The organism is Streptomyces dryopteridis (genome assembly GCF_049606955.1).
Taxonomy (GTDB): domain Bacteria; phylum Actinomycetota; class Actinomycetes; order Streptomycetales; family Streptomycetaceae; genus Streptomyces.
Map to the genome: position 1 here is coordinate 1,197,431 of NZ_CP187114.1, position 12,272 is coordinate 1,209,702.

General features: G+C 75.9%; 14 protein-coding genes. 8 read left to right on the top strand and 6 right to left on the bottom strand.

The window, feature by feature from the left end:
- The first annotated feature begins 75 nt into the window (after positions 1 to 75).
- On the top strand, positions 76 to 447 hold the full coding sequence (locus tag ACN20G_RS31845) for a PASTA domain-containing protein (protein WP_424216714.1): 372 nt from the start codon (positions 76 to 78) through the stop codon (positions 445 to 447).
- Positions 448 to 468: 21 nt separating this feature from the next.
- On the opposite strand, the gene ACN20G_RS31850 is transcribed toward ACN20G_RS31845, so the two are convergent.
- Complete coding sequence (locus ACN20G_RS31850; RefSeq protein WP_424216715.1) at positions 469 to 792, bottom strand: DUF6968 family protein; 324 nt, start codon at positions 790 to 792, stop codon at positions 469 to 471.
- 134 nt (positions 793 to 926) lie between these two features.
- Positions 927 to 1,238 carry a hypothetical protein gene (locus tag ACN20G_RS31855; RefSeq protein WP_424216716.1) on the bottom strand — a complete coding sequence of 104 codons (312 nt, stop codon included), beginning with the start codon at positions 1,236 to 1,238 and terminating at the stop codon, positions 927 to 929.
- Between the two features lie 176 nt (positions 1,239 to 1,414).
- On the opposite strand from ACN20G_RS31855, the gene ACN20G_RS31860 reads away from it, so the two are divergent.
- The 5 genes from ACN20G_RS31860 to ACN20G_RS31880 all read left to right on the top strand — a co-directional run bounded on the left by ACN20G_RS31860 (position 1,415) and on the right by ACN20G_RS31880 (position 6,967).
- Positions 1,415 to 2,428, top strand: a complete 1,014-nt coding sequence (locus ACN20G_RS31860; RefSeq protein WP_424216717.1) for a GlxA family transcriptional regulator — start codon at positions 1,415 to 1,417, stop codon at positions 2,426 to 2,428.
- Between the two features lie 82 nt (positions 2,429 to 2,510).
- Positions 2,511 to 3,146, top strand: a complete 636-nt coding sequence (locus tag ACN20G_RS31865) for a DJ-1/PfpI family protein (protein WP_424216718.1) — start codon at positions 2,511 to 2,513, stop codon at positions 3,144 to 3,146.
- A gap of 365 nt (positions 3,147 to 3,511) precedes the next feature.
- The gene (locus ACN20G_RS31870; RefSeq protein WP_424216719.1) at positions 3,512 to 4,621 is read left to right on the top strand and encodes a hypothetical protein; all 1,110 of its coding nucleotides are present in this window, start codon (positions 3,512 to 3,514) and stop codon (positions 4,619 to 4,621) included.
- Complete coding sequence (locus ACN20G_RS31875) at positions 4,618 to 5,685, top strand: hypothetical protein (protein WP_424216720.1); 1,068 nt, start codon at positions 4,618 to 4,620, stop codon at positions 5,683 to 5,685. Before ACN20G_RS31870 ends, ACN20G_RS31875 begins: the two co-directional genes overlap by 4 nt.
- Positions 5,686 to 6,394: 709 nt before the next feature.
- Complete coding sequence (locus ACN20G_RS31880) at positions 6,395 to 6,967, top strand: SgcJ/EcaC family oxidoreductase (protein WP_424216721.1); 573 nt, start codon at positions 6,395 to 6,397, stop codon at positions 6,965 to 6,967.
- Here the strand turns inward: ACN20G_RS31880 and ACN20G_RS31885 are convergent.
- From ACN20G_RS31885 to ACN20G_RS31900, 4 genes are read right to left on the bottom strand one after another with little or no spacing between them, the layout of a single operon-like run.
- Positions 6,930 to 8,432 (bottom strand): ATP-binding protein, encoded by a 1,503-nt coding sequence (locus tag ACN20G_RS31885; RefSeq protein WP_424216722.1) that lies wholly within the window; start codon positions 8,430 to 8,432, stop codon positions 6,930 to 6,932. The genes ACN20G_RS31880 and ACN20G_RS31885 overlap by 38 nt on opposite strands.
- Positions 8,429 to 9,178 carry a response regulator transcription factor gene (locus ACN20G_RS31890; RefSeq protein ID WP_424216723.1) on the bottom strand — a complete coding sequence of 250 codons (750 nt, stop codon included), beginning with the start codon at positions 9,176 to 9,178 and terminating at the stop codon, positions 8,429 to 8,431. The genes ACN20G_RS31885 and ACN20G_RS31890 overlap by 4 nt, the downstream gene beginning before the upstream one ends.
- 59 nt (positions 9,179 to 9,237) lie before the next feature.
- Complete coding sequence (locus tag ACN20G_RS31895; protein WP_424216724.1) at positions 9,238 to 10,512, bottom strand: CynX/NimT family MFS transporter; 1,275 nt, start codon at positions 10,510 to 10,512, stop codon at positions 9,238 to 9,240.
- Positions 10,509 to 11,246, bottom strand: a complete 738-nt coding sequence (locus ACN20G_RS31900; RefSeq protein ID WP_424216725.1) for a FadR/GntR family transcriptional regulator — start codon at positions 11,244 to 11,246, stop codon at positions 10,509 to 10,511. The genes ACN20G_RS31895 and ACN20G_RS31900 overlap by 4 nt, the downstream gene beginning before the upstream one ends.
- Positions 11,247 to 11,400: 154 nt before the next feature.
- On the opposite strand from ACN20G_RS31900, the gene ACN20G_RS31905 reads away from it, so the two are divergent.
- Both ACN20G_RS31905 and ACN20G_RS31910 read left to right on the top strand, forming a co-directional pair.
- On the top strand, positions 11,401 to 11,856 hold the full coding sequence (locus ACN20G_RS31905) for an ATP-binding protein (RefSeq protein WP_424216726.1): 456 nt from the start codon (positions 11,401 to 11,403) through the stop codon (positions 11,854 to 11,856).
- Positions 11,853 to 12,248, top strand: a complete 396-nt coding sequence (locus ACN20G_RS31910) for an STAS domain-containing protein (RefSeq protein ID WP_424216727.1) — start codon at positions 11,853 to 11,855, stop codon at positions 12,246 to 12,248. The genes ACN20G_RS31905 and ACN20G_RS31910 overlap by 4 nt, the downstream gene beginning before the upstream one ends.
- Positions 12,249 to 12,272: the final 24 nt, after the last annotated feature.

The window sequence follows — 12,272 nt, forward strand, 5'->3', positions numbered from 1 at the left end:
CGGCCCGGCCCCGGGCCCGTCACAGGCTCGTCACGGGCCGGGACAACGGCCCGGCGCCGCACGGACGATGACGGCATGCGCACCCGTCACCGCGCCGTCACCGGCGCCCTCGCCGCCCTGTCCACCCTCGCCCTGGCCCTCGGGCTGACCGCCTGCAACCCGGCCCTGGCCGGACGTCTCGAAGCCGCGCCCGTCCCGGCGGCTCCCGTCGACGGCCGGGTCGTCGTGCCCGACCTCCTCGGCACCGGCCTGCACTCCGCCGACGCACGGGCCCGTGCCGCCGGCCTGTCCGCCCCGATCAGCGAGGACGCCCTCGGCCGGGACCGGCAGCGCACCCCGGCCGCCGGTTGGCGGGTCTGCGCGCAGAACCCCGGGGCCGGGGCCAACGTGCCGGTGTCCTCCACGATCCTGCTGTCCGTGGTCAAGGCCGACGAACGCTGCCCCTGACCGGCCCGGCGGGACCGGGGCTCAGACCACGACGTCCGTGGCGTCCAGCCCCGTCTCCTCGCCCCAACGGAACGTGAGCCCCTGCTCCCGGGCCGCGCCCACCAGCAGATCGCGCACCAGCCGGCCCGCGAGGTCCACGGCCTGGATCCCGTCCACCCCGTGCACCTCGCGGACCGGTTCGTCGCCCAGGCCGGCGATCCGGCACGGGCACACCCAGCTCTCGCCGTCCTCCGCCGGTCGCGGCCTGCCCAGTTCGAGGGCGATCGGGAACACGGGCCCGTCCGGCCCCCGTTCGGCCGTCAGGCTCCGACTCGCCATGACCTCGCCCATGGGCCGTACCGTCACCTCGCGCACCGTCCTCGCCTCCCTCGTCCCCCGGCCCCGTCCGCTCGCGTCGTCGACGCCGCTGGGCGGGGCAGCGCCAGGCTACGGGCCCCCGGGGCCGATCGAGCCCGGGACACGAGGGCCACGGCCGGCGGTCAGGCGCTCCGCCCGCGCCGGTTCTCCCGCCCCAGGGCCCGGGCCCCCAGGAACATCATCGTGAACGAGCCGGCCATGAACACCGCGCCCACGCCCGTGGCCACCATCCGGGCCGTGGTCGAGACCCCGACCGCGCCGGTCACGGCGTTGACGGCGGCGGCGCACCAACACAGCAGCACACCCGTGCCGTAGCGTCGGGCGGCCGCCGGACGGCCCCGCGCCGGCCCCGGCAGCCGACCCGCGAACAGCAGGGCCGCGATGGGCAGCAGCAGCACGGAGAGCAGGGTGAGCATGAGGAGATGAGGTGACACGGCGAAAGCCCCCTTGATCCGCGGTGGGCGACCCGACCGACTCCCTGTCGCCCCCGGACACCCCGCCCACCTGCGCGTTCACCCTATCCATCGGCCGGACGGGCAGCAGCCCCGGTGTCCGGATAGGAGGGAAGCACGTCATTGCGGACACCCGGGAGCACGTCGACGATGGGAGCATGACTTCCCGCGACGTGCTGGTGCTCCTCTACGACGGGGTGCAGAGCCTGGACGTGACCGGCCCGGTCGAGGTGTTCGCGGCCGCGAGCCACTGGCCGGCCGGCCCCGAGGCCCCGCGCCCCTACCGGATCCGGACCGTCTCCCCGGGCGGGGTCCCCGTGCGCACCTCCAGTGGGCTGACCCTCGTGCCCGAGGGTCCCCTCGAATCCGCACGGCCGGGCCCGGGGACGACCGTGCTCGTCCCCGGAGGCCGGTACGACGCAGATTTCGAACCGCGGCTGACCGACTGGTTGCGCGAACGGACCGCGCCGGCCGCGCGGATCGCGGCGGTCTGCACGGGCGCCCTGCTGCTCGCGCGCGCCGGCCTCCTGGACGGCCGGCGGGCCACCACCCACTGGAACGCCTGCGAGACGCTGGCCCGGGAGCACCCCGCCGTGCGGGTGGACCCGAACCCCATCCACGTCCGGGACGGGCGGATCTCCACGAGCGCGGGGGTGACGGCGGGCATCGACCTGGCCCTGGCGCTGGTGGAGGAGGACCACGGCCGGGAGGTGGCCCTGACCATCGCCCGACACCTCGTCGTGTTCCTGCGCCGCCCCGGCAATCAGGCCCAGTTCAGCGCGCACCTGGCCGCGCAGACCGCGCACCGCGAACCGCTGCGCGAGGTGCAGCGGTGGATCGACGAACGCCCGGACGCCGATCTCGGCGTCGAGTCCCTGGCCGCGCGCGCCTCCCTCTCGCCCCGGCAGTTCGCCCGCGCGTTCCGCGCGGAGACGGGGGTGACCCCCGGCCGGTACGTGGAGCGGGTCCGGGTCGAGCACGCCCGCCGGCTGCTGGAGGAGACCGGCCAGGGGGTGGCCGAGATCTCCCGCCGCTGCGGCTACCGCACCCCCGAGGCCCTGCGTCGGGCGTTCCTGCGGGCGCTCGGGCAGCCACCGACCGAGTACCGGCTCCGGTTCGGCACCCGCCCCCGGCCGGCCACCGCCCCCGAGCCCGAACCCCTGAGCCCCTGACCCTCTGACCTTCTGACCTTCTGAAGCGGCATCTGCATCCCGTCGGGCGCCACCGGCGCCCCCGAACGTCCCGGAGGACGACATGCGCATCGCGATCCTGCTCTACGACCGTTTCACCTCGCTCGACGCCATCGGCCCGTTCGACACCCTGGGCCGGGTCCCGGGCGCCGAGACCGTGTTCGTGGCCGAGCGGCCCGGCCCCGTGGCCAACGACTCCGGTCAGCTGTCGCTCGTCGCCCAGGCCGGACTGGACGAGATCGACCACGCGGACGTGCTGCTGGTGCCGGGCGGCCCCGGGCAGAGCGCCCTGATGGAGGACGAGCGGCTGCTCGCGTGGCTGCGCGCGATCGACGCGGGCAGCACGTGGACCACGTCCGTGTGCACCGGCTCCCTCCTGCTGGCGGCGGCGGGGCTGCTGCGCGGTCGGCGGGCCACCTCGCACTGGCTGGCCCTGGAGCAGCTCCCCCGGTTCGGGGCCGAGCCAACCGGGGAGCGGGTGGTCTTCGACGGCAAGTACGTCACCGCCGCCGGTGTCTCCTCGGGCATCGACATGGGGCTGGCCCTGGCGGGTCGGATCGCCGGGGACGAGGCCGCCCGGTCCATCCAGTTGCTCACCGAGTACGACCCGCAGCCGCCCTACGACGCGGGCTCGCCGGAGAAGGCCCCCGCCGAGCTGGTGGCCTGGTGGCGTGAGCAGAGCCGGTTCGTCATGGAGTGAGCCCCGGCCCGCGCGCGGCTCCCGCGCGCGGGCGTTTTCATCACGTTCAACAAGCGGTCCGGTCGAGGAGGGAAACCTTCACGGGGAACAGGCGTTGAACCGGTGGACGCGTGTCACCGCCACGTCCGGCGCCGGCCCCCGAGCCCACCGCCTACTGCACCTGCCGGCCGGATTCCACCGCTGTGGGTGAATCCCGTTCGGTCCAACGCCCGTAACGCCCGCCCCGCACCACGGCCCACCTGCGCTCTTGACCCGGGCCGCACCCTGTGGATCTTGCGTGCGAGCAGTCACCGCGAGCGTTCCCGATGCGCCACGCCCCTACAGTTCAGGCCGAAATCCACCGTCGACCTTCGAACGGGGCCTGCGTGTCCGGCGAACTCCCCCATGTCCCGCGCCAGTCGAGCGCGGGATCGCAGCACGAAGCCCACCGGCCCGAGGAGGCCCCTCGGCGGCGCGTCGTCATCACCGGCATCGGGGTGGTGTCGGCGGTCGGGACGGGGGTGGGCGCCTTCGCCGAGGCCCTGTTCGGCGCCCCCGCCCACGCCGGCGTCCGTCCGTCGGCCGGGCCGTCGACGGATCCCGACGAAATCCTCCACCACATCGAGCCGCGTGCGTACGGTCGTGCCGCCCGCTTCGCCGCGGTGGCCGCCCGACTGGCCGCCGACGACGCGGGCCTCGGCCCGGCGTCGCTCGCGGCGACCCGGACCCTGGTCTCCGTCGACACCACCACCGGCGAGGCCGTCGACCGGCAGCGCGTCGACCTGCTGCACCGCGCCGGCGGCCCCGAGGCGGTGCCGGCGCGGCTCGCCCGCCGACTCCCGAGCGCCCGACTGGGCGCGGCCGTCGCCCGTGAACTCGCCCTCGCCGACGCCGAGGTGTACACCCTGGACGCGGGCCCGGCCCCCCGGGGCCCGGCTCTCTGCGACGGTCTGGACGCGATCCGGTGCGGGGACGTGGGGCTCGCGGTGTGCGGGGGCGCGGACGCGGCCGACGGCGGCATCGGGATCCTGCCCGGCGAGGGTGCCGGGGTGCTGATCCTGGAGAGCCTGGAGTCGGCGTCGACGCGCGGGGCACGCGTGCACGTCGAGGTCCTGCCGGACGGGACCGGCGGCGGGGACGAGGCCGGGGACGGGGACGAGGCCGGGGACGGGGCCGGGAACGTGTCGTTCCGGCGGGCCGCGTCCGCCCACGCGGACGTACCCGTCGACCGCGTGTCCCCCGTGGCACGGCCCGACGGCGCGCGCCGCGGTGCGCCGCACAGGGCCCCGGCCGCCGTCCCGGAGTCGGAGCTCAGGTCCGGGGCCGGGGCCTCGGGAGCGCTGGGCGTCGTCGCCCGGGTCCTCCTCGCCCGTCACCGGGCCGCCGATACGGCCGACCTCCCGGGCGAGAGCGGGCCGCGTGCCCCCTTGTGGGTCGCGTCGGGCGACGCCGGGCGGCCCCCGCTGCCACGCCGGCCGAAGGGGGCCGTCCGATGACCGCCCCCGATTCCCTCGTGGTCACCGCCTGGTCCGCGCTCTCGCCCTACGGGTCCCGGACCGAGCAGTTCACCGCGGGCGTCCGGGAGCGCCGGGTGCTGCTGCCCGCGCCCGGGGGGCCGGTGTCCTTCGCGGTCGGAGGTCGGGTGCCCGGTTTCGACTCCCCGCGCGGCCCCGGCGGTTCGGGCGCCCGGGACCGGGCCCGCACAGCGGCCCTGGCCGGGACGGCCGTGGCGAGCGCCCTGGAACGGTCCGCTCCGCTCGGGTCCTCGGGCCTCTGCTCCGGCGGGTGCTCGTCCGAGGCCCGTCTCGGCTTCGTCCTGGGCACCAGCACGGGAGGCACGCCCGCGCGCCCGGGCTCGGGCCGGACCCGGATGACGGGACCCTACGTCGCGCTGGCGGGCGGTCGGATCTCCGCGCTGCTCGGTCTGGTGCGCGCGCGTCGGATGTTGCGGGCGGGGCGGGCGAGCGCCGTGGTGTGCGGGGCCGCCGAGGAGAGCGGGCCGGCGCGTTCGTGGTTGGAGCGGCGGGCGCACGCGGAGGACGGTGCGGACGCTCCCGCCCGTGCCCCGTTGGCGGAGGGCGCGGCCGTGTTCCGCGTCACCCTGGCCGGGTTGCTCGCCCCGTCGCCGGGTCGGGAGCCGGTCGCGGTGTGCGCGACGGTGCCCGGACTGCACGCGCGGACGGCCGTTCCCACGAGGGGCATCTCCCCGCGCGAGGCGCTGGGAATGGCCGTGGCCCGGGCGCTCGACGAGGCCGGGCTCGGCGCCGAGGAGGTGTGGGCGGTGGCGCCGTCGGGCCTGGACCCGGCGGAGGAGGCGGTGCTGGGCGGGATGTTCGCGGAGCCGGTGCTGGAGCGGCTGCCGCGGGCCGGGGAGCTGTTCGGGGACGCGGGCGCGGCGGCGGCGGCCCTCCAGATCGCGTTGGCCCTGGCGCACGGTCCGGGGACCGGGCCGGTGGCCGGTGCGGTCCCGGGGGCCGGGCCTCGGCACGTGCTGGTGACCGGTGTGGACGACGGGTGTGTCGCGGCGGCGCTGTTGAGGTTGGGGGGAACCCTCTCGTGACCTGGGCCGGGCGGTCGTGGTGAAGGGGCGGCTGTCGGGTCTGTACTGGCTGACGGCGGAGGAGGACGAGGGCGGGGACGAGGGCGGGGACGGGGTTCCGGCGCGGGTGGTCGCTCCGGACGGGGCCCGGGAGAGCCTCGCGGTCCCGAGCCCGGGCGGAACTCCTGTCGCCGGCGAGGCGGGTGCGCGGACGAACGCGGCGGCGGCCTCCGGATCGCGCTCGTGGGCGCGGCGCCGTGCCCTGCCCGGGCGGTGGTCGCGCGAGAACGCCCGTGACGTCCCTTGACCTCCCGACCTCCGACCGGGCCGATGATCGGATGATCGGCCCGGTGGGTGCTTACGGCGTAAGCACCCACCGACCGAACGCGGCGAGGGGACCGTACGGGCCGAGCGCTCGTCGCATGCTCGGACTTGAGTCGCTTCCGTCGCTTCGACCACTCCCCAAACAACCCCAAAACGCCCATAACCCCGCCGAAAACGCGGTCTGTTGGGTGCTCGCAGCGACCGACGGTCGCTCCCCGCCACACACCGCGTCACCCGAAGCCCACCCGCACCCGACGCCCACCGCCGCTTCTTTGACGTTCCCTCACCCTCCTTGGCCCACCGCCACACCTCCCTTGTACGGGCGTTGCACGAGCGCCGAGCAGAGTGGACGGCACGAGGACACGCCCGCCCCGTCCCCGCCCCCGTCGACCTTGGGAGTCCCCCGATGCAGCCCACCCGCCCCGCCCGGCCCGAGAGCCCTCGCCGTGCCCGCCGCGCCGGCATCGCCGTCGGCACCGCCCTCGCCGTGGCCGCCGGCACCGGCCTCTCCCTCGGCGTCGCCCGCGCCGACGACCGGGGCACCGAGCGCGCCGCCGAGCGGCACGCCCCCTCCAGGCCCGCCGCCAAGCCGAGCACCCGCGAGATCACGGCCCTCTTCGACGGCTGGAACAGGGCCCTGCGCACCGGCGACCCCGAGGTCGTCGCCGCCCGTTACGCCCGGGACGCGGTCCTGCTGCCCACCGCCTCCGCCCGGATACGCACCGACCACGACGGCATCGTCGACTACTTCGAGCACTTCCTCGCCAAGAAGCCCCGCAGCGAGAAGCTGACCTCCGTGGTCAACGTGCTCGACGAGAACTCGGCCGTGGACAGCGGCGTGTACCGCTTCCACCTCACCGACCCCAAGACCGGCGTGACCAAGCCGGTCGACGCCCGCTACACCTACGTGTACGAGAAGCGCGACGGGGTCTGGAAGATCCTCAGCCACCACTCCTCGGTGCTGCCGGCCGAGGGCTGATCCACGTCCCGGCCCGGGCCTCGGTCCGGGCCGCCGGGGCCGCACGCAGCACGATCCGCACGCACAGCCCGGACCGGCCGTCGGCGCGGGGCTCCAGGGTCACCGTGCCGCCGTCGTCCGTGACCAGTCGGTGGACGACGGCCAGGCCCAGACCGGAGCCCGCTCGTCCGGTCAGGCCCTGACCCCGCCAGAAGCGGTCGAAGGCGCGGGCCCGATCGGCCTCCGGCAGCCCCGGCCCCCGGTCCGCGACCTCCACCAGCACCGTGTCCTCCCCGGCCGTCACGCAGGTGTCGGTCCGGACCGTGATCACCGCGCGGTCCGGCGAGACCTCCAGGGCGTTCGACAGGACGTTGTCGAGGACCTGCTCCAAATGCCCGGAACCGGCCAGGACCCGGAGCCGGTCCGCCGGGGCCGAGCCCTCCTCCCACACGATCCGCACCCCCCGTTCCTCGGCCGCCGGGCGCCAGACCCCGAGCCGTTCGGACACCGCCCGGGCCAGCGCCACCGGCTCCGGCGCGGCCGGTTTGGCCTCCGCGCGCGCGAGCACGAGCAGCCCGTTGACGAGCCGGTTCATCCGGACCACCTCGGCGATGGCCAGGTCCACGTCCTCGACCACCCACGGGTCGTCGACCCCGTCGGCCACGTTGTCCAGGGAGAGCCGCAACGCCGTCAGCGGGGTGCGCAGTTGGTGGGAGGCGTCGGCGATGAAGATCCGCTGCGAGGCGAGCAGGGTGTCCAAGCGTTCGGCGCCCTGGTTGAGGGTCCGCGCCAGGGTCCGGGTCTCCCGAGGTCCGGTGACGGGGGAACGCGCCGTCAGGTCCCCGTCGCTGAACCGGCTGGCCATCGCGTTGAGCTGCCGCAACGGTTTGGTGAGCAGCCGGGCCACGATCGCGCCCAGGCCCGCCGCGATCGCCAGCACGCCGACCGCGAGCACGGCCCGGAACCCCCAGATCCGCCAGAGCCGGTCGGTGAGGTCCGAGGTCGCGTAGCGGATGCGGACCGCACCCACCACGGGGCGCTCGGCGGTGTCCCGGGCGTGCGCCGGCACCGTCACGACCAACTCCGGCCCCCACACGAACCGCGAGCCCCAGTCCGCCGTGGTGCGCCCGGAGCGCAACGCGGCCTCGAAGGCCGCGTCGTGGTCGTCCGCCCCGGCCCCGCCCACCTGGCCGCCCGACGGACCCGGCAGCGCGGGCGTCGCCGGCAGCGTCCGCCCCTCGGCCGCGACCACCTCCACTGTGCCCGGGGTCTCGTCGGCGTACGCGGCGACCACCCGGGCGAGCGCGAACCGGGACGGCGCGTCCCCGTCGCCCAGCAGCAGCGCCATCGTCGTGGCCTCCCGCCGCACCGACTCCTCGGTGTCCTCGCGCAACTGCGCGGTCAGAGTGAAGGCGACGGGCACGGTGAAGGCGGCGAGGGCCACGCCGACGAGGGCCACGTAGCTGAGGATCAGGCGACGGATCACGGCGACACCACGACCGGGCCCGGACCCGGGCCACCCGCGTCAGGGCCGGGCCCCTCCCCCGGCCCCGTTCCCTCCTCCGTCACCGGCACCAGCCGGAAACCCACCCCGCGCACCGCCTCGATGGCCACGGCACCGACGAGCTTGCGGCGCAGCGCCCCCACGTGCACGTCCAGGGTCTTCGTCGGCCCGAACCAGTTCGCGTCCCAGACCGCCTCCATGATCTGCTCCCGGGACATCAGGGCCCCCGGCTCCTCCGTGAGGAAGGCGAGCAGGTCGTACTCCTTCGGCGTCAACGCCACCTCGGCCCCGTCCACCCACACCCGGGCGGCCTTGCGGTCCACGACCAGGCGGTCGCCGTACCGCTCCGGGCCCGGGTCGACGGCGCGCAGCGGCGCCCGCACCCGCCGCATCACGGCCCGGATCCGGGCGATGACCTCGCGCACCCCGAACGGTTTCGACACGTAGTCGTCCGCGCCGATCTCCAGGCCCACCACCCGGTCCGTCTCGTCGCTGCGCGCGCTGATCACGATGATCGGCACGTCCCCCCGACCGCGCAGCGCCCGACACACGTCGAGCCCGTCGGTGTCGGGCAGCCCGAGGTCGAGCAGCACCAGGTCGTACGGCGAGGCCACGGCGAGCGCCGCACCCCCCGTGGTCACCCACTCGACCGTGAATCCGTACCGGATCAGCCCCCGCCGCAACGACTCGGCCACGGGCTCGTCGTCCTCCACCAGCAATACGCGCACGACCGAACACTAGCCAGTGCGTTCGACCGCTCCGACGGCGGAGCCGGCCCGGCCCGCGCTCAGCGCTCCCGGCCCCGCACCGTCCGCGGCCGGGAGGCCGCCAGACCGGCCGCGAGTTGCGGAACCAACAGCACCAGCAGCACGCCGATCGGCAGCGCCCACCCCCGCGCGAGGTCGTGCACGAGCCCCAGCACGGCGGGCCCGCCCGCGGCCAGCACGTACCCCAGGCACTGCGCCATCCCGGAGAGTTGGGCGGCGTGCCGGGTGTCCGGCGAGCGGTGCAGGATGAACAGCAGGGCCAGGCTGATCGCCGCGCCCTGCCCCAGGCCCAGCAGCGTCATCCACGCGTACGCGCCGGCCGCCGGCGCCACGATCAACCCGGTCAGCCCGATCCCGCAGAGCACGGCCGCGAGCACCGACAGTGTCCCCGTGCCCAGTCGCCGGCCGACCAGCAGCGGGGTCACGAAGGATCCGGTGATGCCGAGCAGGGAGGAGAAGGACAGCATCCATCCCGCCTCGGCGCCCGACATCCCGGCGTCCTGCAACAGCGTCGGCAGCCAGGCCGCCGCCGCGTAGTAGGCCAGCGACTGCAGGCCCATGAACGCGGTGACCTGCCAGGCCACGGCGGAACGCCACAGTCCGCGCACCGGCGTGGTCCCGGCGGCCGTCGCCGGCCCCTCCCGCCGGCGGGACACCGCCACCGGCAGCCACACCACCACGGCGACGGCCGCGAGCACACCCCAGCACGAGAGCGTCGCCTGCCAGCTCAGATCCGCGGCCCGCCGCACGGGCAGCGTGACCCCGGCGGCCAGGGCCGCACCGCCGAACAGGGCCATCGAGTACAGGCTCGTCATGAGGTTCACGCGGGTCGGGAAGTCCCGCTTGATCAGACCGGGCAACAGCACGTTGGCCACGGCTATGCCCGCGCCGGCGACCACGGTCCCGGCGAACAGCGGCGCCGTGCCCGGCACAATCCGCAGCACCGTGCCCGCGCAGACCGCCACCATCGTCGCCAACAGGGTCCGTTCGATGCCCCATCTGCGGCCCAGCGCGGGGGCCACCGGCGCCAACAGGCCGAAGCAGAGCAGGGGCAGGGCGGTGAGCAGGCTCGCGCCGGCCGCCGACATGCCGCTCTCGGCCCGGATCGTGGGCACCAACGGGGAGACGGCGACCAGGGCGGGCCGCAGGTTCAGCGCCAGCAGCACGATCCCGACGGCGAGGTACCCGGCCCGCCGGGCGAGGCCCACGGGTCGCTCGGGACCGCCGGAGGCGGCGGGGCCGATCGGTGCCGCGGCCCGGACGGGCGCGGGCACGGGGGTCGACGCGTCGCTCACGCCTCCTCCCCCGCCCGGGTCCCGACCCCGGCCCCGGTCACGAGCGCCTGCCGGCTCAGCGCCGAGAGCGCCTCCGCCAGATGGCCGGACGCGGCCCGCTCGGCGGCGTCCGCGTCCCCCGCCGCGATCGCGTCGACGATGGCCTCGTGCCCCGCGAACTGGTGCCGGACCGCGTCCGCCGCCTCGGAGTCGACGATCGCCGCGACACCGGCCCGGACCTCGGGCGCGAGGTGCTCGTGCAGATCGGCGAGGACGGTGTTGTGCGCGGCGAGGACCACCGCGCGGTGGAACCGGGCGTCGGCGTCGAGGAATCCGGGCGTGTCCCCCGCCTCCCAGGTCGTGCGGCGCTCGGCGAGCAGGGCACGCAGGCCGGCGAGTTCGGCGTCCGTGCGCCGGAGCGCCGCGAGCCGGGCCGCGTCGCGTTCGAGGACGGCGCGGACCTCGAAGGACTCCTCCGCCGGGGAACGACGGACCCGGCGGGTGAGGGCGGCGGCGAGGTCGCTGGTGGCCGACACGTAGGTGCCGTCGCCGCGACGCGGGGCCAGCAGTCCGCCGTGGACCAGGGCCCGCACGGCCTCGCGCACGGTGTTGCGGCCGACGCCGAGGCTGTCGACGAGCTCGGGCTCGGCCGGGATGCGGTGGCCCAGCGGCCACTCCCCGCCGGCGATCAGGGCTTCCATCTGGGCGATCACCTGGTCGACCAGGCCCGTCCGGCCTGCTGGGCGCAGCGGCATCGCTTCGGGTGTCCGTTCTCTCGACGGTCAAACATGGGAACATCCCATGTTTACACACGGCGCGGGAGCGCATCTCCTCGGCGCCCGGCCCGAGGTCAGGGCGTAGGGTGAATCGGCGACCCGTGACCGCGGGCACGAGACCAGCGAGGGAGACATGGGGGAGGAAACGTCGGACCTTCCCGCGACCGAACCGTCCGAGGGGTTCACCGCCGCGAGCGGCCGCGACCTCACCCGGGCCTTCGTCGCGGGTGAGGGACTGCCCGACGGGCGGGCGGCGGAGTCGCTGCTGCTCGTCGTGACCGAGTTGATCACCAATGCCCGACGGCACGCGGGCGGAGTCCGCTCCTTCGAGCTCGCGCGGCACGGCCCCCGCGTCACCGTGACCGTCTCCGACCACGATCCGAACCCGCCCGTCGTCACGGGCAGCCCGGCCTCGCAACCGGGCGGTTTCGGCTGGCCACTGGTCCTGAACCTGACGGAATCCGTCCGGGTGCACCGCGACCCGGACGGCAAGCGCATCGACGCCACGGTCGCCTGGCCGACCCCCGCCCCACCCCCGACCTCCGCCCCGCCCGCATCCCCGCACCTGCGAAAGGCCCCCGGCTCATGACCGACCCCTCCCCCGCCCCGTTCCGCCCCGGAGACGCGGCACCGACCCGCCGGCGCGCCCCCGTCGTGGAGGTCTCCGCGCACGGGGCGGCCCGGGTGGTCACGGCCCATGGAGAGCTGGACCAGGACCGGCTCGACCCGGTGGAGGAAGCGCTGGCGGCGGCCGCCCGGGAGGTCGACTCGGCGGGACCGGACGGGGTCGTGGTGCTGGACGCCTCGGGCATCCCGTTCGGCGACTCCTCGTTCCTCAACCTCCTGCTGCGCATGCACCACCGGACCCGGTTCCGGATCGTGGACCCCCAGCCCCAGATCCGCAGGCTGCTCGCCCTCACCGGCACGGACGGCGTACTGCACCTGCGGCCGAGCGTCGCGGCGGCCACCGCCGGGGACTGACCGCACCACCGGCGCGAGCTCGCA

Excerpts from the sequence above, each read along its gene's own strand:
- ACN20G_RS31845 (WP_424216714.1), top strand. The coding sequence starts at position 76 with ATGCGCACCCGTCACCGCGCCGTCACCGGCGCCCTCGCCGCCCTGTCC.
- ACN20G_RS31860 (WP_424216717.1), top strand. The coding sequence starts at position 1,415 with ATGACTTCCCGCGACGTGCTGGTGCTCCTCTACGACGGGGTGCAGAGC.
- ACN20G_RS31865 (WP_424216718.1), top strand. The coding sequence starts at position 2,511 with ATGCGCATCGCGATCCTGCTCTACGACCGTTTCACCTCGCTCGACGCC.
- ACN20G_RS31875 (WP_424216720.1), top strand. The coding sequence starts at position 4,618 with ATGACCGCCCCCGATTCCCTCGTGGTCACCGCCTGGTCCGCGCTCTCG.
- ACN20G_RS31880 (WP_424216721.1), top strand. The coding sequence starts at position 6,395 with ATGCAGCCCACCCGCCCCGCCCGGCCCGAGAGCCCTCGCCGTGCCCGC.
- ACN20G_RS31900 (WP_424216725.1), bottom strand. The coding sequence starts at position 11,246 with ATGCCGCTGCGCCCAGCAGGCCGGACGGGCCTGGTCGACCAGGTGATC.
- ACN20G_RS31905 (WP_424216726.1), top strand. The coding sequence starts at position 11,401 with ATGGGGGAGGAAACGTCGGACCTTCCCGCGACCGAACCGTCCGAGGGG.
- ACN20G_RS31910 (WP_424216727.1), top strand. The coding sequence starts at position 11,853 with ATGACCGACCCCTCCCCCGCCCCGTTCCGCCCCGGAGACGCGGCACCG.